The sequence below is a fragment of the Sphingomonas sp. KC8 genome, assembly GCF_002151445.1.
In the GTDB taxonomy this organism is placed as follows: Bacteria; Pseudomonadota; Alphaproteobacteria; order Sphingomonadales; family Sphingomonadaceae; genus Sphingomonas_E.
Window position 1 is genome coordinate 1,778,732 of the sequence record NZ_CP016306.1, and the last position, 23,785, is coordinate 1,802,516.

A 23,785-nucleotide genomic window follows, 5' to 3' on the forward strand; every position below is an offset into this window, starting at 1 on the left:
CCGGCACGGGCGTGAAGGTAACGACGGCGGGTCTGCTGGATAACCACATTTACGGCTTCAATAGCCGTGACCAGCGATCGCGCCCGTTCAACCTGCTGCGTTCGCAGGTGCTAAAGGCCGTGCGTGCGAACAAGTGGCAGGTGATCGGCATCACGTCCGCCACGCCGCGCGTTGGCAAATCGTTCATCGCCTCCAACCTGGCGGCCGCAGTCGCCCGCACACCGGGCCTGCACACCTATTTGTTCGATTTCGATCTGCGTCGCTCAACACTGGCGGAAAATTTCAATCTTGAGGGTGATATCGGCATCGCCGATTATCTGGACGGCCAGATTCCCAATCTCGCGCCCGTGGCGCGGGATATCGAGGACGAACATCTGACCATATTTCCAAGCTTCTCCAATCAACTGCATTCAGCCGAGTTGCTTGCCAGCGCCCGAATGGATCAGTTGATCGCTGAAATGCGGCGATTGCCGGAAAACAGCCTCTGCATTTGCGATCTGCCGCCTGCCTTTGCGAATGACGATGCCGCAATCATGGCCCAGAAGATCGATGCTTATGTTCTGGTCGTCGAGGAAGGGACCACGACGCGCAAGCAGGTTCGCGACACGATAAGCCTGCTGACGCCAACGCCCTGCATCGGCACCGTCCTCAACCGCTATCAGGGCGGCCTGATCGGTGACGACTATGGTTATGGCTATGGCCAGAGCCAGAAATACGCTGAATATTACAGCTAGATGGCACCCATGATCACCAGCACACGACGCGGCATTATCCTGGCCGGAGGATCCGGCACGCGGCTGCATCCCTTGACGCATTCCGTCAGCAAGCAATTGATGCCCGTCTACGACAAGCCGATGATCTATTACCCGCTGACGGTGCTCATGCTCGCAGGTATCCGAGAAATATTGATCATCACCGCACCGGATCAGGCCGAAGGGTTTCGCAGCCTGTTGTGCGACGGCAGTCAATGGGGCCTGACGATCCGCTATGCCGTTCAACCCAAACCGGAAGGATTGGCCCAAGCCTATCATATCGGTGCGGATTTCGTGGACGGCAAGCCATCCGCGCTCATTCTGGGCGACAATCTGTTTTATGGCCACGGCTTTCCGGAATTGCTGCGCCAGGCGGACGCGCGCGTCGATGGCGCAACGGTGTTCTCGACCACCGTCAACGACCCGACTGCATATGGCGTTGTGTCGTTCGATGCCGATGGACGGGCGGAAACGATCGAAGAAAAGCCGGCTCAGCCAAAGTCCAATCAGGCTGTAACCGGCCTTTACTTCTATGATGGCGACGCCGCACGATTGGCCGCCGGTCTTCGGCCGTCACCACGCGGCGAGCTTGAAATCACCGATCTCAACCGGCTGTATCTCGAGGCGGGGAAGCTGCATGTCAGCCAGCTCGGCCGCGGGTTCGCCTGGCTCGACACAGGGACGCATGCCGCGCTGCTCGACGCGGCCAATTATGTGCGCATCGTGGAAGAGCGGCAGGGCCTGAAAATCAGCTGCCCCGAAGAAATCGCCTGGCGCCAGGGCTTCATCGACGACGACATGTTGCGCGCAATCGCCCGGCCACTCGAAAAAAGTGGCTATGGCCGCTACCTGCTGCACATGCTGGACGAAGCCGGCCGATGAAGGCGCCTGAGCCCAGCTTTGCAAACCTGAAGCGATTCGACCTCAAGCAATTTGGTGATGGACGCAGTTTCTATTCCGGAAGCCGGAAGCGGTGAGTCCTTGCCGATGCGGATCCCACCGGAAATCTTGTTCGGGACACTCGCATCCGCTCGGCCGGAGCGCGCTCGTCACCCAGCCTCCATTGCATGACGGCTCCCGGCTGCACATCGCCGATGAACGATAAGGGCGCGCCACAATCGAGAACGTCATGGATTGATGCCGCCCGCGGGATTGGCATCATATTGGTCGTTGTTGCGCATGTGGAACGTGGACTGATCGAAGCTAGGTTGATGCCGGCCGCGCCAGCATATCTCATCGCCGATGACGCGATCTACTCGTTCCATATGCCGGTATTCTTCTTCATCGCCGGCCTGTTCGTGGCTCGCGGGCTGAAAGCGGGCACAGCATCGTTTCTCGGCGACAAGCTGAAAACGATCATATGGCCCTATTTCCTGTGGTCATTCCTGCATGTGGCAACGGTGGTGGCGGTAGGCCGGGATGTCAACGCGCCGCTCAACTGGCACGACCTGGCCGCAATTCTATGGCGCCCTATTGCTCAATATTGGTTTTTATACGCTCTCTTTCTGTGCCACCTGGTCATTGCGCTTCTGTGGCCACGGCGGATGCTCCTTGTTCTTGCTGCCCTGCTGGGGGCGGCGTTGTCGACAATATTCGGTATCAGCAACATCATCTTGCACACGCTGCAGGAAATCCCGTTCGTCATAGCAGGGCTATTATTGGGACCCTGGCTACTGGCTCATGCAAGCCGCATCCGTCCATTCGCGTCGATACTGATGATCAGCGCATGGGTGCTTTTCGCGGCTGCGTTCGTCGTGAAAAGCTACTGGATCACAAATAGCCATTTTCTGGCCATCATCGGATATGTCGCTGCGTGCGCCGGGATTGTCGGCACCCTGATGGCTGCGATGCTTGTAGCCGATCGTTCGCCATGGCTCGGCCGCATCGGACAAGCATCCATGGCCATCTTTGTGGCTCATACATTCTTTTCCGCCGGGCTTCGGATTGCCACACAGCGCTTGGGACTTTCCGTCGATCCGTTGCTCCTGTTTGCTGTCGCCAGCGTCATTGGCATCGGTGGACCATTGCTCTTTTATCGATGGTCCGGGCGATACGGCATATCGACGTTACTGGGGTTGGGAAAATATGTCCGCGCCTGACACCACTCCGCGAATATCCGTCGTGATCGTCAATTATCGCACCCCGGATCTGGTGTCGCGTTGCATCCAGTCCCTTGCGGCCGAACGGGCAATATTGCCCCATTTGGATGTCGTCATCGTCGATGGCGGATCGGACGACGGATCTGCCGAAATATTGGCCGGCATGCTGGCCGCGCCGCCCTATCAGGATTGGACCAGCCTGCTCCCGCTTTCGCTCAACGGAGGGTTTGGCTGGGCCAATAATCAGGCGCTGCTGCGGCTACTTCAACAGCGGGACCCACCGGAATTCATCCACCTGCTGAATCCCGATACCGAGATCGAACCGGGCGCCGTGGTTCGCCTCCACCAGCGTTTGAAGGCGGACTCGTGTTGCGGCGCCGTGGGCAGCCTGCTGCTGGATCCGGACGGCACGCCATCCGGCAGCGCGTTCCGCTTTCCATCGATCGGCCGGGAATTCATGCGTGGGGCCGCGACGCCGGCGCTGGGCGGGTTGCTGGGCATCGCGCCTACGCTGGTGGAGGAAGCAGATGTAGCGCCCGACTGGGTGACAGGTGCGAGCGTGATGTTTCGCAGCAGCGCGCTGCGGCAGGCCGGCCTGTTCGATGATGGCTTCTTCCTGTATTTCGAAGAAGTTGAACTGATGTGGCGGCTGCGACAGGCCGGCTGGTCGATCGCCCATGAACCGCTCAGCCAGGTTCGCCATGTGGGTGGCGCGGCAACGGGTGTCCGGGTGACGAAAGCCACGCGACGCCCGGCTTACTGGTTCAATTCCCGCCGCCGGATGTTCGTGCGGACCCGCGGCGCGACCGCATCGGCCATGGCCACGCTGGCATGGCTTGCCGGGCGGGCCGTATGGAAACTGCGCGATTTGCTGCACCTGACGCGCGGCCAGCCCGCGGCCTCCCCCGAAATGATCGATCATTTCCGTCTTAGCTTCCGTACGCGGCCGGCGGATTTCCGCGCTTCGGTCACGCGCTGGGACGATCCACCGGGGCGGCCCCCGGCATGGATGGAGCCTGCGCCATGACTGCGCCGCGCATCGGCATCGTCGCCATCGGCCGCAACGAAGGCGAGCGATTGAAGGCCTGCCTGCGCTCGCTGCCGCCGGGCTGCGCGGCCGTCTATGTCGATTCGGGATCGAGCGACGGCAGCGTCGCCTTTGCCCGGTCGATCGGCGTGGCGGTTGTCGAACTCGACATGTCCACCCCCTTCACCGCCGCCCGCGCCCGCAATGCCGGTCTGGAAGCATTGATGACGGCGGCGGACGGCCCGCCCGATTTCGTCCAGATGATCGACGGCGATTGCATCCTGGTGCATGACTGGATCGCGGCCGGCGTCGCCGCGCTCACAGCGGATGACAGCCTTGCCGTGGTCTTCGGACGGCTGCGGGAACGGTTCCCCGAGCGCAGCGTCTACAACCGGATCTGCGACATCGAATGGGACGTTCCGGTCGGCGACGCGATGGCCTGCGGGGGCATCGCCCTGTTCCGCACCCGGCCGCTGATCGACGCCGGCGGCTATGACCCCACCCTGATCGCCGGCGAGGAACCGGACCTGTGCGCCCGATTGCGCGGACAAGGCCTGCGGATCCGCCGCATCGCCGGCGACATGGCCTTTCACGACGCGGCGATGACGCGTTTCGGCCAATATTGGCGGCGCGCCAAACGCAGCGGCCATGCCTATGCCGAGCTGGCCTGGCGCGGCGGCGCGGCGGCCGATCCGTTATGGCGGCGGCAGGTGCGCAGCATCCTCGCCTGGGCGGGCCTGCTGCCGGCGCTGATCCTGATCGCCGCCATGATCGCCCTGACCACCGACAGCGCGCCGATAGCAATGGTCGCGGCGGGGCTGGCCCTGCTCTACCCCGTCCAGATCGGGCGGATCGCCATCCGGCAACGCCGCCACGGCCTGTCCGCGCCCCTGGCCCGCGCCCGCGCCGCACTGCTGGTGGCGGGCAAATTCGCCGAACTTGGCGGCGTCCTGCTCTATCACCGCCGCCGTCTGGCCGGGCAGCGATCGGGCCTGATCGAATATCGCGTCGCCGGCTGATCCCATCCACACGGATTAACACCTTTGGACCGCTTGGCCGACTCGAGGCCATCGTGAGACCGTCCTTCTTGCGATCGAACGAAAAGACCCGGCCCAAAAAACCGCGGTTTTCGAGTGAAATCGCTTAGCCGAGCCAACCATCCAGGACCGCCCACGGGACGGAAGCGGACAGAAGGCGAAGCGGGTTCCTGCAAGGGCGCAGCCGCCCGACCGGAATGTCGGACGACATCCACCGATCGGATACGGCGCGCGAACAGGAACAGGTGGATGCACCGACGGCCTTGAAAAAGCCGGACGACGCGCCGCCACGCAAGGGACGGCAAGGGCCGCACGCCGCAAGGCACGGACCAAACCACAGGCCCGGCGAGTGGGGACTGGTGGCGACACCAGCCCCCATTGTCGTTTGGCGGATACACCGCCGTCACCCCCGCCCCGCCATATCCACCCCGATCAGCCCAGACCGCGCAGGCGGGGCGCACCGCGCGGGCCGGCGGACAATATGGATGCAGCGGACGCCGTGGACATGGCGGACGCGGGCGGCGCCTTCACCCGATCACCCCCCAACACACCCGCGCGGCCATAGGCGTCATACAGGCCCACCATCCGGTGCAGCCGTTCGATCGTCGCATCGTTGCGCGCGCCTTCGGCCATATCGGCGGCAATCGCGGCGGCCCGCGCGGTGGCGGCGGCGGGATCGGGTGGTTCGGGAACGAAACCGAACCAGTGGTCGCGATCCTGCGCCTCGCGGATGCGGCGGGCATCCACCGCCGCGCGGCGCGGCGCTTCGGCAACAGCCTCCTCCTCCGGCGAAAGCGCGCGTTCATAATCGGGATCGCCGAACTGGCCCTCCTGAAACCCGTCAAACCCCGGCGGCGGCGGGAAACTGGTGCTCCACATTTCCATGTCTTCATCCCACCACACCGGCGGGCGCGGTTCGGCATCCGCATCGGCATCCGCATCCTCCTGCCCCTCAAGTTGAGGAAGTTGAGGATTGCCATCCGCATCGGGCGGGGCGCAGGCGGGGGCCGGCGCCACCGCGAACTGCACAAGGCCCGCCGCCTCCGCCCGCGCCCATTGATCGGCGGTCCACTGGTCGCGCATCGCGGGATCGAGATCGGCGACATCCACCTCGCCCGCCAGCGCCGCCCCACTGCGCAACCAGCGATCGGCACGGCCAAGCGCGATCACCGGATCGAGATCGCCCTCCTCGCCATCCATCGCCCGCGCACCCAGAAACAGCCCGGCCCGCGCCGGCCCGGCATCGCGCTCGATCAGATCGAGGAACGCATCGAACTCCTGCGCCACCATCCGCGCCGCCTGATGCGTGCCTTCGCCCACGCGGGTATCGGCCAGCCGATCGAGGCGGGTGAGCATCGCGGTGGCCAGCCGGTTATCATGGCGATGCCGTTCGATCACATCGCCATTGGCGCGGGTGATCGTCTCCGTCTGCCCGTCAATCGCGCGCGACAGCAAGATATCCGCCAGCCGCTCACGCGCCTGCAGGCACGCCGCCTGCCACCCGATCGCAAAGGCAGCCCCACTGGCGCGCCTGCGCAAAGCATAAGCGGACGCGACCGACAGGCCGACGATCCGGCACGCGGCCTCCACCGTATGGCCTTCGGACACCGCCTCCAGAAAGGCGCGCTGGCGATCCGGCGTCCAGCCATCCAGACGCTGCGCGCGGCCGGCCGGGGCGGAGAGTGCGGGGGTGAGATCGGTCATGCGTCAACGGATAACCGATTTGGTTAGATGTAGGACAGGGCGCCTCGAATGTTGACCGGGATCGGTCGACGGCAGACATCCTGGTTGTAGGTGCCTCAAGGTAACTTGAGACGATATGAGATCGACGTATACTTGTCGCCACAAAAGTCTAATACGCACCATTTGTAACTATTTTTCAATGCTATATATAACATACAGCGCCCTGCTCCCTATGTGAGCCATACGGAGGAGGATCATAGTGGAAGATGCACACTTAATCTTAAAGATAGAGACCGAATCGCCAATAGATTTGAACGATTTCGTCGCTGCGTTTGTAGGCTTCGGTAACCAATTCGCGCATTTTAATGACCAGGAACATCCTAACGAGCAGGGCCGCGCGGGTTTTTTGGTCCGCGAAGTTCGTGCTGGTTCGATCATAGCCGAGTTGCTTCCTTATGTTGCCGTAGCTACTCCCCCTGTGTTGGGAGGCATCATGGCAGGCGTGAAGCACGCCAACGACCTCAAGAAATTTGTTGAGAATTACGGCGCATCAATCACAAAATATTTCAAACGTGGCGGTCGCGAGCCAGCGGCGAGCAAGAGCGATCTCGCTGATTATTACAAGACCGTTAAGGCCGTCGCCCATGACCGATCGGCCAACCTCTCCCTTGCTGTCTATGAAGATGGCGAGCAGCGAGTTGCGTTTTCATTCAGCACCGCTCAGGCCCGCGAAGCCGAGCATAACATCCTTGAGCACCGCCAAGAGCTTGAGCGCACAACCGCTGCAGATCACGAACGCGTCCTCATGGTGTTCACGAAGACCAGCGTTGCTCACGCTAAGACAGGTAAGCGCTCCGGCGAAGCCGTACAGATTGAGGCTATCCACCCCCGTCCGTTGCCCATCGTTTATGCCTCAACGCTCGCTGAGGAACGCATTCGGCACGAAATCGCGGACGGCGACGACAACGTCTACAAAAAGGCGTTCGATGTGGATGTAAACGTGGAGATGCGCGCAGATAAACCAATCGCTTACAGGTTGGTCGCAGTTCATGACGTGATCGACCTGCCTGACGACGGGGAACAGTGACGCGCTAGATTAAGAAGCATTCCGAGCGTTGGAGTTGACATCCCTTCCGCTTGGCCAAGCGCACCGGTTCAGGTGTGCCGATGGTACCGGTCTCGCGGCCTTTGTCACCACGTTTGAGGTCGAGGTCGACGATCCAGTGCCTTCCGGGAAGCCGCAACAAATCGAGCGCAACATTACCAGCGCTTCCCGGTTTCCGCGATCGCCGCCAACAAGGCCTTCTTGCTAGGCGTTCGACGCGCGCCTGTGTTACGGGGAGGATCGGCGGCGGCAGCCTCCGCGCGGCGACGTGCGATATCGCGCCCGAACTCGTCGAGCGTGGGGATCGCCTTATCAGCCTTCGAGGTCTGCGATGCCATAATCGCCAGCGCTTTCTTCCCTGATACGTCGTTCCATATAGTCCAGATCGGCGTCGCAATGAAGGTGATAGAGACTGCGCGCCTGTCCCAGCATTTCGGGCGCAGTACCGGATGCATATTGACCCATACGATCGGCGATGATGTCTTCGACCGCGATGACCGCCACCCGGCCGTCCGCGCCCAGATCAATCAGGCGGACGCGATCCCGATCGGCATGGCCATCCAGCAATTGCCCGGAAACCACTTCAAAACCGAGCCGCAGCCCTTCATGAATCCAGCCTCGCGTTGACTGGCCTGCACCGGACGGCCGTACGAAGCCGTGGTCGCGCAGCGCCTGTTCGAATATGTTCTGCCGCCCCGTGACGATATCGAAATCGCCTGTCGCAATCGCACTGGCCGTATAGAGTTCGACCGCCGCGCCGCCGACTAGAACCGGGGCCGATGCGCCCCGTGCCTTCATCGTTTCGCTGACGCGAGCGAACAGCCGCAAGGCATCCTCAAACTCCGGCCGATATATGCTCACTCCGCTGCCACCCGCTCCTTTGCGTCTGCCAGCAACGGCGCGAGATAGCGCGCGGTATAACTCCGCTTTTCCTTCGCCACCTGTTCGGGCGTGCCGGTCGCGACGATCTCGCCGCCTTTGTCGCCGCCTTCGGGGCCGAGATCGATGATCCAGTCGGCGGTTTTGATGACCTCGAGATTATGTTCGATCACCACCACGCTATTGCCCTGTTCGACAAGCGCGTGGAGCACCTCCAGCAGCTTGCGGACGTCTTCGAAATGGAGGCCGGTGGTCGGTTCGTCGAGGATGTAGAGGGTGTTGCCGGTGGCCCTGCGGCTGAGTTCCTTGGCGAGCTTTACGCGTTGCGCTTCGCCGCCCGATAAGGTCGTCGCCTGCTGGCCGACCTTGACATAGCCAAGGCCCACTTCGGCGAGCATCGCCATCTTGTCGCGGATCGGGGGGACCGCCTTGAAGAATTCCACCGCATCCTCGACCGTCATGTCCAGCACGTCGGCGATCGATTGGCCCTTGAAGGTGACTTCCAGGGTTTCGCGGTTGTAGCGCTTGCCCTGGCACACATCGCAGGTGACGTAGACGTCCGGCAGGAAGTGCATTTCGATCTTGATCAGGCCATCGCCGGTGCACGCTTCGCAGCGCCCGCCCTTGACGTTGAAGCTGAACCGGCCGGGCTTGTAGCCGCGCGCCTGCGCTTCCGGCAGGCCGGCAAACCAGTCGCGGATATTGGTGAAGGCGCCGGTATAGGTGGCCGGGTTCGATCGCGGGGTGCGGCCGATCGGCGACTGATCGATATCGATCACCTTGTCGAGATGCTGCAGCCCTTCGATCTTTTCATGATGGCCGGCCAGCATGCGCGCCCCATTCAGCACGCGCGCGGCGGTGGCGTAGAGCGTGTCGATCGTGAAGGTCGACTTGCCCGAACCCGACACGCCGGTGATGCAGGTGAAGGTGCCGAGCGGGATGGAGGCGGTGACATCCTTCAGATTGTTGGCGCGCGCGCCCTTCACCGTCAGCTTCTTGCCCGAACCTTTCCGCCGTTTGGCCGGCACCGGAACGCTGCGCCGCCCCGACAGATAATCGCCGGTCAGCGATCCTTCGGTGGCGAGGATATCGGCAAGCGTGCCCTGCGCCACGATCGCCCCGCCATGGACACCAGCGCCCGGCCCCATATCGATCACATGATCGGCGGTGCGGATCGCATCCTCATCATGTTCGACGACGATGACGGTGTTGCCGAGATCGCGCAGCCGCCGGAGGGTGACGAGCAGCCGATCATTATCGCGCTGGTGCAGGCCGATCGACGGTTCATCGAGGACGTAGAGCACACCAGACAGGCCCGAACCGATCTGGCTGGCGAGGCGGATGCGCTGGCTTTCGCCGCCGGACAGCGTTCCCGACGTGCGATCGAGGTTGAGATATTCGAGGCCGACATTGTCGAGGAAACCCAGCCGCTCGACGATTTCCTTGAGGATGCGTTCGGCGATCGCATTCTGCTGCGCGTTCAGATGATTGGGCATGTCGCGGAAGAAAGCGAGCGCGGGGGCGACCGCGCGACGGGTGGACATGCTGATGTCCTCGCCCGCGATCTTCACCGCCAGCGCCTCGGGCTTCAGACGCGCGCCGCCGCATACTTCGCAGGGCGCAGCGGACTGGTATTTGGCCAGTTCCTCGCGCATCCACGCGCTTTCGGTGGATAGCATGCGGCGGTTGAGATTGCCGATCACGCCTTCGAACGGCTTGGTGACTTCGTAGCTTTTCTTGCCGTCGATGAATTTCAGGACGACCGATTTGCCGCCGGTGCCGTGCAGGATCGCGTGGACCTGTTCGGCCTCAAGCTGGTTCCACGGCGTATCGAGCTTGAAGCCGAAATGCGCGGCGAGGCTGGACAGCACCTGCATATAATAAGGCGACGGCGGGTTCGACTTGGCCCACGGCACCACCGCGCCCTGCTTGATCGATAGATTTTCGTTGGGGACGACAAGCTGCGGATCGAAATAGAGCTTTTCGCCCAGCCCATCGCACGCCGGGCACGCGCCCTGCGGGGCGTTGAACGAAAACAGCCGCGGCTCGATTTCTGCGATGGTGAAGCCGGAAACCGGGCAGGCGAACTTTTCGGAGAAGGTGATGCGGTTGGGCGGCACGCCCGCGCCCTTCATCTGGCCGCCGGCATCCTCGCCCTCACGCCCCGGCACGACGCCTTCGGCGAGATCGACATATGCGAGGCCTTCGGCGAGTTTGAGCGCGCTTTCGAAGCTCTGCGCTAGCCGCGTATCGATGCCGGGGCGGACGACGAGGCGATCGACCACGACTTCGATGTCATGCTTATACTTCTTGTCGAGCGCGGGGGCGTCCTCGATCTCGTAAAATTCGCCATCGATGCGGACGCGGGTGAAACCCTGCTTCTGCCATTCGGCCAGTTCCTTGCGATATTCGCCCTTGCGCGCGCGCACGACCGGCGCGAGCAGATAGAAACGCGTGCCTTCGGGCAGGGTGAGCACGCGATCGACCATCTGGCTGACCGTCTGCGCGGCAATCGGCAGGCCCGTCGCCGGCGAATATGGCACGCCGACCCGCGCCCACAACAGGCGCATATAATCGTAAACCTCGGTCACGGTGGCGACGGTGGAGCGCGGATTACGAGACGTTGTTTTCTGTTCGATCGAAATCGCCGGCGACAGCCCTTCGATATGATCGACATCGGGCTTTTGCATCAATTCCAGAAACTGGCGCGCATAGGCCGAGAGACTTTCGACATAGCGCCGCTGCCCTTCGGCATAGATGGTATCGAAAGCGAGCGACGATTTGCCCGAGCCGGACAGGCCGGTGATCACCGTCAGCGTCTCACGCGGGATATCAACGTCGACGCCCTTGAGATTATGTTCGCGCGCGCCACGGACGGAAATATGAGTCAGCATGAGGGACAATGTTCCAGATTTGTTCCCGACGAGCAAGTCCCCGCCGCCAGATCCGCACATGGGGCCGCCAGGGCGATCGGGCAAGCCACGCGACGATGAAGACGCGCGGCCGCCAATAAGGTTGCGCAAGGCGATGGCGCTGGATTAGGCCGGCCACGACAAGGAGCCAGCCGATGACCATCCGCCCGCGCCGCAGCGCACTCTACATGCCCGCATCCAACGCCAAGGCGATCGACAAGGCGCGCACGCTGGATTGCGACGTGGTGATCCTGGATCTGGAAGATGCCGTCGCCCCCGAAATGAAGGCCGAGGCACGCGACGCGGCAATGGCAGCGGTGGCCGCCGGCGGCTTTGGCCGGCGCGAACTGGTGATCCGCACCAACGCCCTCGATACGCCATGGGGTGCGGACGACCTGGCAGCCGCCGCCAAGGCCCGGCCCGATGCGATCCTGGTGCCCAAGGTGAATGACGGCGCGGATGTCGCGGCCTATGCGGCGGCGATCGGGGGCGCGGCCCCCCTGTGGCTGATGATCGAAACCACGCGATCGATTTTCCGCCTCGACGAAATCGGGGCGGCGCTGGCGGCGGCGGGCGGTGGCGGTTTCGTGCTGGGCACCAACGACCTTGCGAAAGAAATGGGCGCGCGGCCGGGAACCTTGCGCGCGCCCTTTCAGGGTATGCTGGGGCTGGCGGTGGCGGCAGCACGGGCGCACGGGCTGATCGCGCTCGACGGCGTGTTCAACGCGATCGACGACGAAGCGGGGCTGGCCGACCAATGCGCGCAGGGCGTGGAATTCGGCTTCGACGGCAAGACGCTGATCCACCCGAAACAGATCGCGCCGTGCAACGCCGCCTTCACCCCCGATGCCGCCGCGATCGCCTGGGCACGCACGATCGCCGCGGCGTTCGCCGAACCGGACAATGCCGCCAAGGGCGCGATCCGGGTGGAAGGCAAAATGGTCGAACGGCTGCACCTGGCGCAGGCCGAGCGCGACCTGGCCGTGGCGGAATGGGTGGCGGGGTGAGCGGCCGCGACCAAAAGCCATAGACGCGATCATGTGCGGACTTAAGCGGCGCGGACCAATTCAATGACCCGCCATAACGGCAGATGTCCGCGAATTTCGTCCAGATTCTGGCCGTCGGGAGGCGCCGACGGTGCGGACATTCAATGGCGCCCTCCTTCCCCCGACAAAGCCGCCGAAGGGCGATTTGGCAACGCGCCCTGATTCCCGACCGGCTGCTTTCCGAAACCTGACAGGCAGCTTTCTCCGTTTTCTGCCAAATTCCTGTCAGTCAGGACACGCCGACATTGCGGACGTTCGTTAAATCTCGTCGTCACCCCGGGCTTGACCCGGGGTCCCGCTTTGACGGTGGCGTCAGGCAAGGTGCGCATAGAGATCGAGCCACTCGGGATTGCCCCGCTCGATCAACGCGAATTTCCATTCGCGCCGCCAGCGCTTCAGGCGCTTTTCCTGTGCGATACCATCGATGATGGAGGCCACCTGTTCGGCCCACACAAGCCTGTCCAGCCGATAACGCCGGCAGAAATCCGACCCATCACCTGTGCGGTGCTGGTGAATGCGTGCCGCCAGATGCGATGTCATGCCCACATACATGGTGCCCCGATAGCGATCGGCCATGATGTAGACCCAGCCGCCTTGCCGATCCCGTTCCATGACAGCAGAACAGAAGAAGCGGGACCCCGGGTCAAGCCCGGGGTGACGGGGGAAGGATGTCCGCTTTCCCGACCTTTCCGCCATTCGACCGATCAGCCAGCCTTGCCGATAGCAGGCGACCGTTCAGGCCGTGATTTATCCGGCACTGCGCGCCGGGCCACCGGATAGGGGCGCGGCGGTGGCGGGCGGCATCGATCTGGATCGTAAGCTGGTTCCCTGAACCCGCCGCATCGTGCGAATGGCACTTGCGCGGCGGCGATATCGCGCCATCTGTAGCGGATGGATGACGCCATTACCCAAATCGGCCTGCTCGATGAGCCGGATATCCTGCTCGACGAGGCGGCGCTCGCGCTCGCCATGCTTGATCATCCGGGCTTGCCGATCGATCCGTACGAAAAGATATTGGAGGATATCGCCACCCGCCTTGCCGACGCCGGCGCCGACGCCACCACAGGCCGCGAACGCGCGGGAATATTGGCGCGGATCTTTTCGGGGGAATATGGGTTCGCCGGCGATGCCGATACATATGACGATCCCGCCAATGCCGATCTGATCCGGGTTATCGATCGGCGACGCGGGCTGCCGATCAGCCTTGCCATCCTCTATGTCGCCGCCGCCCGCCGGATCGGCTGGATGGCCGACATCCTCGACGTGCCCGGCCATGTCCTCGTGCTGGTCGGCGATACATTCGCGCCGGTGATCATCGATCCGTTTCGCGGTGGCGCGGCCGTCGCCCCGCAACAGCTCGCATCGCTGCTGGCCTCGTCTGCGGACCGGTCGGCGCGCCCCATCGGCCGCGTGGCGCCGATGCCCAACCGGGCCGTGCTGACCCGCCTGATCCTGAACCAGGCGACCCGCGCGGAAGCCGCCGGCGACGGACAGCGCGCGCGGACATTGTACGAACGGATCACGACATTCGCGCCGGCTTATGTGCACGGATGGCGGGAACGGGCACGGCTCGAACTGCGCGACGGCGACGTCACCGCCGCCCGTGGCAGCTTGAGCGCGATCCTTGAAACGACGCGCGATCCGGCCATCCGGGACGGCGTGGCCGGCACCTTGCGGTCGCTGGCCGGGGACAGCATCGGCTGACGGCCCCCTTGCCCAGGGGCTGGCGACAATGAGCGATCACGGTGCATAAGCGGGGCGTATGCAGAACGGCCGGTTGCGGATCTTTTTCGATGGCGGATGCCGGCCCAATCCGGGCGCGATGGAACTGGCGGTCGTCGCCAGAGGGGTGACCTATTACCAGTCAGACCTGGGCCATGGCACCAACAACGACGCCGAATGGATGGCCCTGATCCACGGGCTGGAAATCGCCCGGTTGCTGGGCGTGCGCGACATCGAACTGATCGGGGACGCCGCACTGGTGGTTCATCAGGCGATGGGGATATGGAAATGCCGCAGCCCGGCGCTTCAGGCGCATCTGGCGGTGTTCAAGGCATCCGCCGCCGGGTTCGCGCGGGTTCGCGTGCGACACGTCAAACGATCGAAGAATCTGGCGGGGATTGCTTTGGATCGGAAGCGTGCGGGCCTGTAGCGCGCGGGCGCAGCGCGGCATCGAGCGCGGACGTGTCGAGGCCCCCTTCCCAGCGCGAGACGACGATCGTCGCCACCGCGTTGCCAATGAAATTGGTGAGGCTGCGGCATTCGCTCATGAAGCGATCGACGCCGAGAATCAGCGCCATGCCGGCAACGGGAACCGACGGCAACACCGACAAAGTGGCGGCGAGCGTGATGAAGCCCGCCCCGGTGACGCCAGCAGCCCCCTTCGACGACAGCATCGCGACCGCCAGCAGCAGAAGCTGATCGCCCAGCGACAGGTGGATCCCCGTCGCCTGCGCGATGAACAGGGCAGCCAGCGTCATATAGATATTGGTGCCGTCGAGGTTGAACGAATAGCCGGTGGGCACGACCAGGCCGACGACGGCCTTGGGACAGCCGGCGACCTCCATCTTTTCGATCAAGGCCGGCAGCGCGGCTTCGGACGATGAAGTGCCGAGGACCAGCAGCAATTCGGCCTTGAGATAGGCGATCAGCCGCAGGATCGAAAAGCCATTATACCAGGCGACGGCGCCCAGCACGACGAGCACGAAGATCAGCGAGGTGAGGTAGAAGGTGGCGACCAAGGCGATCAGGTTGACGAGGCTCGCCAGCCCATATTTGCCGATGGTGAAGGCCATCGCCCCGAACGCGCCGATCGGGGCGGCGCGCATCAGGATGCCGACAAGGCGGAAAAAGGCGAAAGCGATCGATTCCAGCATGTCGACCGCGGGCTGCGCGCGATCGCCGATCATGGTGAGGGCGATGCCGAACAGGATCGATATGAACAGCACCTGCAGGATTTCGCCACCCGCCAGCGCGCCGACGAAGGTGTCGGGGATGATGTTCATCAGGAAGGCGATCAGCGACTGATCATGCGCCTTTTGCGCATATTGGGCGACGGCTTCGCCATGCAGCGTCGCCGGATCGACATTCATCCCCGCCCCCGGCTGGACGACATTGCCGACGACCAGGCCGACGATCAGCGCGAGGGTGGAAAAACAGAGGAAATAGACGAACGCCTTGAACGCGACGCGGCCGACCGCGCCCAGTTCCTTCATCCCCGCAATGCCGGTGACGATCGTCAGGAAGATGACGGGCGCGATGATCATCTTGACCAGCTTGATGAACGCATCGCCCAAAGGCTTCAGCGATGCGCCGAAATCGGGCCAGACATGGCCGATCAGCGCACCGGCCGCGATCGCGACGAGGACCTGGATATAAAGCTGGCCGGCATAACGCCTGCGACGGGGCGCTTCGGCGACGCCATATTCCTGCTCGACGATCATGATGCGGCCCCATCCCCCCTATATTCGGGCGCCGGTTTGCCGATGCCGGCCGGGGAAGTCGAGAGGGTCAGCACCGCTGCCGCCCCGGTTCAGGCCGGGACGGCGGCGGGCGATCAGATCATTTGAACTTGGCGATCACCGCGTCGGCAAAGCGGCGCAGGTCGGCCTTCTTGTCGTCGAGCGGCTGGCGATCTTCTTCGACCGCGTAAAGATTGCGGAAGGCGATCGCGATGTCGGTGACGCCAGCATCGGCCAGACGGCGCACGTCATCCACGCCGAGCATCGAGCCCATCGCGGTGGTGAAGATGCGGTACGGCTTGTTCTGGGTGCCGAGTTCGGCGCGATAAGCGGCCAGCTTTTCCAGCAGCGGCTGGGTCTGTTCGAACGTGCCGCCGGCGCACAGCCAGCCATCATGTTTCGCCGCGCGCTTGAGCGCCGCATCCGAATGGCCGCCGATCAGGATTGGCAGCGGCTTCGACGGAACCGGGTTCAGCTTGACCGAGGCGATGTCGTAAAATTCGCCCTTGAAGCTGTAATAGCCGCCATTGGTGAGGCCGCGGACAATTTCGAGGCATTCGTCGAAACGCTTGCCACGCTTGGCGAAATCGACGCCCATCACGGCATAATCTTCTTCCCAGACGGAAAGGCCGACGCCGAAATTGAAGCGGTTGTTGGTGATCGCCGCCACCGAGGCTGCGAGCTTTGCCGAATAAAGCGGCGGACGGACCGGGAGCTTGACGACGTTGGTCGTCATTTCAAGCGTCGTCGTCGACGCGCCGATCGCGGTGGCGAGGATGAAGCTTTCGATGAAGGGCTTGTTTTCCAGAAACTCGCGCCCGCCATCTTCGGTGTAGGAATATTTGGCGTCGGTGCTTTCCGGATAGATCAGGCTGTCCGGGATCATATAGCCGGCATAGCCATGCGCTTCGGCGTCCTGCGCCAGCGGCACGAGATTTTCGAAAGGCGTCATCGATTCGGCGTGGTGGAAACGCATATGCCGGCTCCTCATCCTGTCTTGTGGGTCGACAGGCGGCCTAGCCGATCGTTGGACTGGAGGCCAGAATCTCAATCGGGCCGGATTTACCAGAACGGACGCACCCCGGCTGCAATCAGCGGATCTGATCCCAGGCGGTGGCGACATCGGCGATGATGCCGCGCGCATCATCCAGCGGCGTGACATCCCGATCGCGCACGGCCAGCCCGACCAGCCGGCCCGTTTCGGCATAGAGCGTGGCGAGCAGGCCCGCGACATCCCCGCCCTTGTCATGATCCAGCCCGGTGTTCAGCGCGGCGATAATCGCCAGCACGCGCGCATGGCTGTCATTGCGACGCGTGGCATCGCCACCGCCCAGTGCGCCCTTGAGCACCGACATCCGGGTCAGCAATTCTTCATACAGGATCGCCACCAGCCGATGCGGCGACGCGCCTTCGATCCGCGTCGACACGTCCACGCTGCGGTAGCGGGCGCCGGCAGGGGCATAATGAGCGCGGGCGGCGGAACCGAACATGCAAAGGTCTCCTGTGGCGGCCCCGACAGCCGCATCGATTCAAATATTGGTCGCGAAAGGTGGACGAGGATCAGTCCTTGCTGTTCGTCCACATCTTGATCTGCTGTTCCATATAGCTTTGCGTCGCCTTGTAGGCCGACACCCGCTTGTCCATCGCGGTGAACTGCTTGACCAGCTGATCGCGGTACGCGGTTTCGCGCAGTTCCATCTTCTCGCGCGCTTCCGAGATCGACTTGGTTTCGGTTCCCAGCCGCGACTGCGACCCCGAAAGCGGGCCATTGGCCGAGCGCAGCGCATCGCGGATCGCCTGCAACGCGCCGCCAAGACCAAGATCGACCGTGACCGTACCCGAGGCCAGATTGCCGAGCGGTTCGATGATCAGCCCCTTCGATGGCGCCGAATAGGATGAAATCAGCTGATTGCCGGAAACCAGCCCGGCCATCCCGCCGATATTGCCCGATGCCGGGTTTCCGCCACTGCCGGCGACCAGATCGCTGACTTCATAGACGCCGGGCTTGGCGCGGCCATAGGGGCTGACAATCTGGATCAGCGGACTGGACGCCGTCTGCCCCGGATTGAACATCGCTTCCACGCCATCGGGATCGGCGGCAATCACCGCCGCAAGGCGCGCGCTATCCAGCGAAAGCGACCCGTTGCGTTCGGTGCGTACGCCGATTTCCGCCAGGGTGGACGGGCCACCCGTGCTGCTGAGCGCGGTAGAGGTGAGATTGGCAAGCTGGCGCTGCATTTCGCGCACACCCGCGTCGCCGCGCAGCACGCCGGTGTTGGGCGCGGTCGCCTTGTCGAGCATGGCCTTGAGTTCATTATAGGCCGCGACGAAATCGGACACACCCTGGCTGATCGCGTCGGTCTGGCGCGACGAACCGATCGAAATCGTGGCGCCGACAGCCGCTTTCTTGAGATCGACCTTCACCCCGGGGATGAGATCGGAAAAGCTGTTGGCCGTGCGGGTGACTTCAACGCCGTCCAGCTTGATGACGGCATCCTGCGCTTTCTGCGCCAGCGTCATCCCGGTCACGGCGGCCGGATCATAGGTCGCCGGATCGAAGGCGAATTTCTGGAGGCCAATATCGGCCGCGGGATCGACCGCAAGCGTGAACGCCTGCGCTTGCCCCGTTGCCCCCTTGATGACAAGGCGCGAACCGGTCGAATCCTGAATGACGCTGGCGGTAACACCAGCGCCGGCCGCATTGACGGCGCGGGCAAGGCCGGACAGCGAATCATTGCTGGCGTCGATGTTGATCGCAAAACTGCCCGCCGCCGTGGTGAGCGTGAGCGCGCCCTGGCCGATCGGATCGTTCGCATTGGCGATGCCCGCCGAAACGATCGACTGCGCAGCGGCCAGTTGCTTGACTTCCAGTTGCGCCGAAAGATTGCCGATCCGCGCACCCGCCATCGCCGACGTGGCAACGATGCTCGTATCCGACGAGGTGGCCTGCGTGAACAGGCTGCCGCCCGAAATCAGCGAGGACAGCGCCGAGGCGAAATTGTCGATGCCCGAAACGATACTGCCAAGTGTTGAAACCCGCGCCGTATTGGTTTCTTCGCGCGCCTTGAGGACATTATCCTTGGGGGTCCGCGATGCGGCGGCAAGCTGATCGATCAGCGAGGACGTGTCGATCCCCGATCCGATCCCAAGGCTGGCTGCAATCGACGTCACCGGCGGTCCTCCATTCGTCTAATCGCAGGAACGGCGCGAGAGCGCGGAAGTTTAGCTGGAAACAGGCATTTTCCTGCTTGCCGCAAAGATAAGTCCGGGTAGCGATAAAGCGATGCCCAGCACCGCCACCGAACCGCATATCCTGATCCCGCGCGCGCTTGCGCCATCGGCCATCGCCAATCGCCTCGTCGATGGCCGCGTGCTGAACCTTGGCGGGCGAACGATGGGGACAAGCTGGTCGGCGCGGATCGTGGCATCCACGCCGCTGGATGGCATAGCGGCGGCGTTGCAGGCGCTGCTCGATCGCGTCGTCGCGGACATGAGCAATTGGGAAGCGGACAGCGCGATCAGCGCCTTTAACCGCCTGCCCGCCGGACGCTGGCAGGCGCTGCCACCCGATTTCTTCACCGTCCTCCAGCGCGGCCTTGCGATCGCGGCGGAAAGCGATGGCGCGTTCGACCCGACGGCGGGCCGGCTGGTCGATCTGTGGGGGTTCGGCCCCGCCCCTGCCCGGCTGGCGCCGCCAAACGATGCGCAGATTGCCGCCGCACTGGCCAATGCCGGGCATGGCCGGATCGAACTGGACCCCCATGCGCGGCGCGCGCGCCAGCCCGGCGGGGTGGCGATCGACCTGTCGGGGATCGCCAAGGGCTATAGTGTCGATCTGCTGGCCGATCATTTGCGCGAACGCGGCCACCGTCACTTTCTGGTCGAGGTGGGTGGCGAACTGGTGGGCGAAGGGGTGATGCCCGATGGCCAGCCCTGGTGGGTCGATCTGGAAGCGCCGCCGGGCGTGTCGGTAGTGCCCGCGCGGATCGCGCTCCATGGCCTCGCGGTGGCGACGACCGGCGATTACCGCCGTTACTTCGATCATGATGGCCAGCGGTATGCCCACAGCATCGATCCGCGCAGCGGCCGGCCGGTGGCCCATGGGGTGGCCGCCGTATCGGTGGTGCATCGTCGCTGCATGGACGCCGACGCCTGGGCGACAGCCCTAACCGTGCTGGGGCTGGATGCCGGCCTCGCGCTGGCGGCCGAACGCGGGCTTGCCGCGCGCTTCATAACCAACGAGGGCGGGGAAGCCTTCTCCCCCGCCCTCGCGGATATGCTGGACTGATCGGCCCGCCGCCCCGGATGAACCGGAGCGGCAAGACCGTGGATCAGAAGCTGTAGAACAGGCTCAACCGCGCCGAGCGGCCTTCGCCGGGCATCGCCCAGCCGCCCGAAACGATACCCGTGGTGCCGTTCACGTTGCTGCGGACGTTGGTGTAATATTTCTCGTTGGTCAGATTCTGCACGTTGAGCTGGGCGGTCAGCCCGTTTTCGAACGCATAAGACAGCATCGCGCGGTGGGTGAGATAATCATCCGAACGATATTGGACGAGGTTGGCCGCAACGCTCTGGTTGAGCGCGAAGCTGCCCTGATAGGTCAGGCCATAGCCGAGTTGCAGGCCGAACGGGGTGAGATAGGTGGTCCACAGGCTGCCCGAATGCTTCGGCGTCTGGATCAGCACGTTGCCGCGCTGCGGATCAGGCAACCCGTCTGCCGCACCCTGCCGCACCTTGCTGTCGAGATAGGTGTAGTTCGCGAACAGCGACCAAGCATCGGTAATCTTGCCCGACGCACCCAGCGCGATGCCGTCGACCCGCGACTTGCCGTCCAGTACCTGGATGACTGCAGACGTTCCTGGATCGTTGGTCTGCACGCGGAAATTAGTGCGTTCATTGCGGAACAGCGCCGCGGTCAGCTGAAGCTTGCGATCCAGAATGTCGGCCTTGGCCCCCACTTCATAGTTGCGGGCCTTTTCCGGCGCGACATCACAGAAATTGGAGAAGGTGGCACCCGAGCCGCTGGTGCAACCGAGACGGACCGTTGCCGAAGACGGCGTCTTCGAATTGGCATAGGCCGCGTACAGGCTGGTTGTTTCCGTCGGCTTGAAAACCGCGCCGAAGCGATAGGAGAAGAGATTTTCGTTCGTCTTCTGCGGGGCAAGCTGCGCCGGGGTCAGCGGCGTCGTGCCCAACGGGTAGGACGCCAGCGGAACGTTACGGAACGTGGACTTGTAGTTTTCATAACGGATGCCGGCGTTCAGTTCGAACTGGCCGATTTCCAGCGTGTCGAACGCATAGATCGCCTTGTTCGTGCTGTGGCTGCGCGACCGTGCCGTCACCGTATAATTGACCGGGCCGGTATAGTTGGTGTTCGGGTTGGTGATGTCGATCGGCGGCTGCGCGGCGACCGAACCATCGGCGTTGCGCAGCAGCGACGCCGTTTCGATGTCATAATCCTCCCACGAGAAGGACGCGCCGACGACCAGCGTGTTGCGCATGCCGCCTTCTTCACCCGTGACGAATTTCACATCCGTCTGGTTGTGGAGAAGCTGGTTTTCCTGATCGCGGACATAGCCGCGTGGACCGCTGGGATAATACATATTGGCCGTATCCTGGCCAGCCGGGCAGGCGACGCCATTGGGCTGCACGCCGCCCGTCAGGCAGATCACGCCCTGCGGCGCGCTGGTGATCGAGGGCTGGTGCACGCGCTGCCAACGGGTGAGGTTGCGCACCGAAATCCCATCGCTGAAATCATGTTCGAAGCGCATCGTCGCCTGATCGAGCGTGATCTTCTGCTGGTCGAGATTTTCGATACCGAAATAATCCGACCGATCGATACCCGGCACCGGGCCATCGCTGGCGGCGGTGATATAGAAAGGCACGCCATAGATGGGCGTGTTATTGTCTTCCTGATGGACGTAGCTCAGCGTCAGCCGCGTCGGCGAATCCATGCCGATGGTGATCGACGGCGCGATGCCCCAGCGCTTGAAGCGTTCGACGTCACGGCCCGGATAATCGTTGCGGTGGAACATGCCGTTCACGCGCACCGCGATCAGATCGGACACGCGGACATTGCTGTCGACGGTCGCCCGATAATAATCGTCGGTGCCGACGCCGGCTTCGAGCACGGTGAGATTGTCGGCCTGCGGCGTCTTGGTGACGAGGTTGATCGTCCCGCCGACCGAACCCGAACCGTTGAACGCCGAATTGGCGCCGTTATACACTTCGATCTGCTGCAGGTTGAACGGATCGGTGCGGCTGTACTGCGCGCTGTCGCGCACGCCATCCTGGGTGATGTCGTTGCTGGCGGAATAGCCGCGCAGGTTGATGCTGTCGCCAAAGCCGCCGCCGCCTTCGCCCGCACCAAAGGTGATGCCCGGAATGGTCGACAGCGCATCGCGCAGGGTGAGCAGGTTCTGCTGACGGATCGTCTGGTTGCTGATCACCGTGATCGTCTGCGGCGTATCGAGCAGCGGGGCGGTGGCCTTGGGCGATTCGACCCGTTCCACCTTGACCGTGTCTTCGATCGCGGCGGCCTCGACCGTCACGCCGCCGAGCTTGCCGCCCTGCGTTTCGCCAGTCGATTGCGCCATCGCCGGCGCGGAGGTGATGAAACCGACGCAGCCGAGCGCGATGAACGCGGGATGGGCGACGGACGTGCGGAAATCGGAAATGGCCACGATGGCTCCCCCTGTCGATCTGGCCGCGTGGATGCGGCCCCGAATTATCGAGGAGAGCTATTGCTAGTCATTCGCAATATTGTCAATCGTCATTGCGATCGCGTCGCACGTTCAAACAGCCAGACCCGGATGGCGCTGGCCAGATTGGGCGGATCGGATTCGGCAATGCGATCCACATCGATCCGCGCAACCAGCGCATTGATGGGCACCCCTTCATCCCGCGCGGCATCGCCCAGCGCCGCCCAGAAGACGGGTTCCAGACTGATCGAGGTGGAGTGACCGGCGATCATCACCGATCGTTTGACGGGACCTGGCATCGGCATGCCCCCTCCCGCACGCGGGAAGGGGCGACCTTCATCAATACATGTGCTGACCGCCGTTGATCGACAGCGTCGACCCGGTGACGAAGCCGGCATCCTCACCCGTGAGGAAGGACACGCCGCGCGCGATTTCCTGCGCCTGACCCAGCCGGCCGACCGGCACCTTGGCGACGATCTTGGCCAGCACATCCTGCGGGACCGCAGCCACCATATCGGTATCGATATAGCCGGGCGCGATCGCGTTCACCGTGACGCCGAACTTGGCGCCTTCCTGCGCCAGCGCCTTGGTGAAACCGTGAATGCCGGATTTCGCCGCCGCATAATTCACCTGGCCATATTGGCCGGCCTGGCCATTGATCGACCCGATATTGACGATGCGGCCCCAGCCCCGTTCGCGCATGCCCGGAAACGTCGCCTTGGCCATGTTGAAACAACCGCCAAGATTGGTGTCGATCACTTCCTTCCACGCCTGCCAATCCATCTTGAGCAACGTGCCGTCACGCGTAATGCCGGCATTGTTGATCAGGATATCGACCGGACCGAGATCGGCTTCGACCTGGCGAACACCGGCAAGGCAGGCTTCGTGATCCGACACGTCCCAGGCATAAGCGGGGATGCCGGTTCGCTCGGTAAAGGCCCGCGCCCTTTCGGCGTTTCCGGCGTAGTTGGCAGCGACAGTAACACCCTTGGCCTTGAGCGCGAGGCAGATCGCCTCGCCAATGCCACGTGTTCCCCCGGTTACGATCGCAACTCTGGACATCATTGTCTCCCACGCACTGTT

21 protein-coding genes are annotated in these 23,785 nt (G+C 63.4%); 10 read left to right on the forward strand and 11 right to left on the reverse strand.

Translation table 11 applies throughout. The features are described from left to right. The first annotated feature begins 11 nt into the window (after positions 1–11). The 5 genes from KC8_RS08385 (at position 12) to KC8_RS08405 (ending at position 4,897) form a co-directional block, all read left to right on the forward strand. Positions 12–734 carry a CpsD/CapB family tyrosine-protein kinase gene (locus KC8_RS08385; RefSeq protein ID WP_232455666.1) on the forward strand — a complete coding sequence of 241 codons (723 nt, stop codon included), beginning with the start codon at positions 12–14 and terminating at the stop codon, positions 732–734. Positions 735–743: 9 nt separating this feature from the next. Further along, positions 744–1,634: a glucose-1-phosphate thymidylyltransferase RfbA gene (rfbA, locus tag KC8_RS08390; RefSeq protein ID WP_037495925.1), complete on the forward strand. Its 891-nt coding sequence runs from the start codon at positions 744–746 to the stop codon at positions 1,632–1,634. A gap of 212 nt (positions 1,635–1,846) precedes the next feature. Then, a complete protein-coding gene (locus KC8_RS08395; RefSeq protein ID WP_029624476.1) occupies positions 1,847–2,851 on the forward strand; it encodes an acyltransferase family protein in 1,005 nt (334 codons plus the stop codon). Next, positions 2,838–3,878 (forward strand): glycosyltransferase family 2 protein, encoded by a 1,041-nt coding sequence (locus KC8_RS08400; protein WP_029624475.1) that lies wholly within the window; start codon positions 2,838–2,840, stop codon positions 3,876–3,878. Before KC8_RS08395 ends, KC8_RS08400 begins: the two co-directional genes overlap by 14 nt. Continuing rightward, complete coding sequence (locus KC8_RS08405) at positions 3,875–4,897, forward strand: glycosyltransferase (RefSeq protein ID WP_010125114.1); 1,023 nt, start codon at positions 3,875–3,877, stop codon at positions 4,895–4,897. Before KC8_RS08400 ends, KC8_RS08405 begins: the two co-directional genes overlap by 4 nt. 450 nt (positions 4,898–5,347) lie before the next feature. Here the strand turns inward: KC8_RS08405 and KC8_RS08410 are convergent, their stop codons facing one another. Then, on the reverse strand, positions 5,348–6,619 hold the full coding sequence (locus KC8_RS08410; protein ID WP_010125110.1) for a hypothetical protein: 1,272 nt from the start codon (positions 6,617–6,619) through the stop codon (positions 5,348–5,350). Between the two features lie 238 nt (positions 6,620–6,857). On the opposite strand from KC8_RS08410, the gene KC8_RS08415 reads away from it, so the two are divergent. Then, positions 6,858–7,685: a hypothetical protein gene (locus tag KC8_RS08415; RefSeq protein WP_010125108.1), complete on the forward strand. Its 828-nt coding sequence runs from the start codon at positions 6,858–6,860 to the stop codon at positions 7,683–7,685. 330 nt (positions 7,686–8,015) lie between these two features. Here the strand turns inward: KC8_RS08415 and KC8_RS08425 are convergent, their stop codons facing one another. Further along, entirely contained in the window at positions 8,016–8,564 is a 549-nt protein-coding gene (locus KC8_RS08425; RefSeq protein ID WP_010125105.1) for a hypothetical protein, read from the reverse strand. Further along, entirely contained in the window at positions 8,561–11,476 is a 2,916-nt protein-coding gene (gene uvrA, locus KC8_RS08430) for an excinuclease ABC subunit UvrA (RefSeq protein WP_010125103.1), read from the reverse strand. The genes KC8_RS08425 and uvrA overlap by 4 nt, the downstream gene beginning before the upstream one ends. A 173-nt stretch (positions 11,477–11,649) precedes the next feature. Here uvrA and KC8_RS08435 point away from each other — a divergent pair, with 173 nt between their 5' ends. After that, entirely contained in the window at positions 11,650–12,501 is an 852-nt protein-coding gene (locus KC8_RS08435) for an HpcH/HpaI aldolase/citrate lyase family protein (RefSeq protein ID WP_010125101.1), read from the forward strand. Positions 12,502–12,852: 351 nt separating this feature from the next. Here the strand turns inward: KC8_RS08435 and KC8_RS08440 are convergent, their stop codons facing one another. Next, complete coding sequence (locus KC8_RS08440) at positions 12,853–13,152, reverse strand: GIY-YIG nuclease family protein (protein ID WP_086495554.1); 300 nt, start codon at positions 13,150–13,152, stop codon at positions 12,853–12,855. 279 nt (positions 13,153–13,431) lie between these two features. Between KC8_RS08440 and KC8_RS08445 the strand changes: the two genes are divergently transcribed. After that, positions 13,432–14,244, forward strand: coding sequence for a transglutaminase-like domain-containing protein (locus KC8_RS08445; protein ID WP_010127030.1), 813 nt, complete (start codon positions 13,432–13,434; stop codon positions 14,242–14,244). 58 nt (positions 14,245–14,302) lie between these two features. After that, positions 14,303–14,692 carry a ribonuclease HI family protein gene (locus KC8_RS08450; RefSeq protein WP_010127031.1) on the forward strand — a complete coding sequence of 130 codons (390 nt, stop codon included), beginning with the start codon at positions 14,303–14,305 and terminating at the stop codon, positions 14,690–14,692. Here the strand turns inward: KC8_RS08450 and KC8_RS08455 are convergent. The 4 genes from KC8_RS08455 to fliD form a co-directional block, all read right to left on the reverse strand. Beyond that, positions 14,634–15,983: a dicarboxylate/amino acid:cation symporter gene (locus KC8_RS08455; RefSeq protein ID WP_010127032.1), complete on the reverse strand. Its 1,350-nt coding sequence runs from the start codon at positions 15,981–15,983 to the stop codon at positions 14,634–14,636. The genes KC8_RS08450 and KC8_RS08455 overlap by 59 nt on opposite strands. 118 nt (positions 15,984–16,101) lie before the next feature. Beyond that, on the reverse strand, positions 16,102–16,977 hold the full coding sequence (locus tag KC8_RS08460; RefSeq protein WP_010127033.1) for an LLM class flavin-dependent oxidoreductase: 876 nt from the start codon (positions 16,975–16,977) through the stop codon (positions 16,102–16,104). A gap of 115 nt (positions 16,978–17,092) precedes the next feature. Then, the gene (locus tag KC8_RS08465; RefSeq protein WP_010127034.1) at positions 17,093–17,491 is read right to left on the reverse strand and encodes a flagellar export chaperone FliS; all 399 of its coding nucleotides are present in this window, start codon (positions 17,489–17,491) and stop codon (positions 17,093–17,095) included. Positions 17,492–17,561: 70 nt separating this feature from the next. Continuing rightward, on the reverse strand, positions 17,562–19,172 hold the full coding sequence (fliD, locus tag KC8_RS08470) for a flagellar filament capping protein FliD (protein ID WP_010127035.1): 1,611 nt from the start codon (positions 19,170–19,172) through the stop codon (positions 17,562–17,564). A gap of 112 nt (positions 19,173–19,284) precedes the next feature. On the opposite strand from fliD, the gene KC8_RS08475 reads away from it, so the two are divergent. After that, on the forward strand, positions 19,285–20,289 hold the full coding sequence (locus KC8_RS08475; RefSeq protein ID WP_010127036.1) for an FAD:protein FMN transferase: 1,005 nt from the start codon (positions 19,285–19,287) through the stop codon (positions 20,287–20,289). Between the two features lie 43 nt (positions 20,290–20,332). Here KC8_RS08475 and KC8_RS08480 read toward each other — a convergent pair whose 3' ends face one another. From KC8_RS08480 to phbB, 3 genes are all read right to left on the reverse strand, one after another. Then, positions 20,333–22,684: a TonB-dependent receptor gene (locus KC8_RS08480; protein WP_010127037.1), complete on the reverse strand. Its 2,352-nt coding sequence runs from the start codon at positions 22,682–22,684 to the stop codon at positions 20,333–20,335. An 89-nt stretch (positions 22,685–22,773) separates the two neighbouring features. After that, on the reverse strand, positions 22,774–23,001 hold the full coding sequence (locus KC8_RS08485) for a ribbon-helix-helix domain-containing protein (protein WP_029624754.1): 228 nt from the start codon (positions 22,999–23,001) through the stop codon (positions 22,774–22,776). 40 nt (positions 23,002–23,041) lie between these two features. Next, positions 23,042–23,764: an acetoacetyl-CoA reductase gene (phbB, locus tag KC8_RS08490; protein WP_010127040.1), complete on the reverse strand. Its 723-nt coding sequence runs from the start codon at positions 23,762–23,764 to the stop codon at positions 23,042–23,044. Positions 23,765–23,785: the final 21 nt, after the last annotated feature.

Bases quoted from the DNA above. Each gene is read 5' to 3' on its own strand.
- phbB (WP_010127040.1), bottom strand. From the start codon at position 23,764: ATGTCCAGAGTTGCGATCGTAACCGGGGGAACACGTGGCATTGGCGAG.
- KC8_RS08395 (WP_029624476.1), top strand. From the start codon at position 1,847: ATGAACGATAAGGGCGCGCCACAATCGAGAACGTCATGGATTGATGCC.
- uvrA (WP_010125103.1), bottom strand. From the start codon at position 11,476: ATGCTGACTCATATTTCCGTCCGTGGCGCGCGCGAACATAATCTCAAG.
- KC8_RS08405 (WP_010125114.1), top strand. From the start codon at position 3,875: ATGACTGCGCCGCGCATCGGCATCGTCGCCATCGGCCGCAACGAAGGC.
- KC8_RS08485 (WP_029624754.1), bottom strand. From the start codon at position 23,001: ATGCCAGGTCCCGTCAAACGATCGGTGATGATCGCCGGTCACTCCACC.
- KC8_RS08440 (WP_086495554.1), bottom strand. From the start codon at position 13,152: ATGGAACGGGATCGGCAAGGCGGCTGGGTCTACATCATGGCCGATCGC.
- rfbA (WP_037495925.1), top strand. From the start codon at position 744: ATGATCACCAGCACACGACGCGGCATTATCCTGGCCGGAGGATCCGGC.
- KC8_RS08400 (WP_029624475.1), top strand. From the start codon at position 2,838: ATGTCCGCGCCTGACACCACTCCGCGAATATCCGTCGTGATCGTCAAT.
- KC8_RS08450 (WP_010127031.1), top strand. From the start codon at position 14,303: ATGCAGAACGGCCGGTTGCGGATCTTTTTCGATGGCGGATGCCGGCCC.
- KC8_RS08475 (WP_010127036.1), top strand. From the start codon at position 19,285: ATGCCCAGCACCGCCACCGAACCGCATATCCTGATCCCGCGCGCGCTT.
- KC8_RS08445 (WP_010127030.1), top strand. From the start codon at position 13,432: ATGGATGACGCCATTACCCAAATCGGCCTGCTCGATGAGCCGGATATC.
- KC8_RS08410 (WP_010125110.1), bottom strand. From the start codon at position 6,619: ATGACCGATCTCACCCCCGCACTCTCCGCCCCGGCCGGCCGCGCGCAG.
- KC8_RS08435 (WP_010125101.1), top strand. From the start codon at position 11,650: ATGACCATCCGCCCGCGCCGCAGCGCACTCTACATGCCCGCATCCAAC.
- KC8_RS08455 (WP_010127032.1), bottom strand. From the start codon at position 15,983: ATGATCGTCGAGCAGGAATATGGCGTCGCCGAAGCGCCCCGTCGCAGG.
- KC8_RS08465 (WP_010127034.1), bottom strand. From the start codon at position 17,491: ATGTTCGGTTCCGCCGCCCGCGCTCATTATGCCCCTGCCGGCGCCCGC.
- KC8_RS08460 (WP_010127033.1), bottom strand. From the start codon at position 16,977: ATGCGTTTCCACCACGCCGAATCGATGACGCCTTTCGAAAATCTCGTG.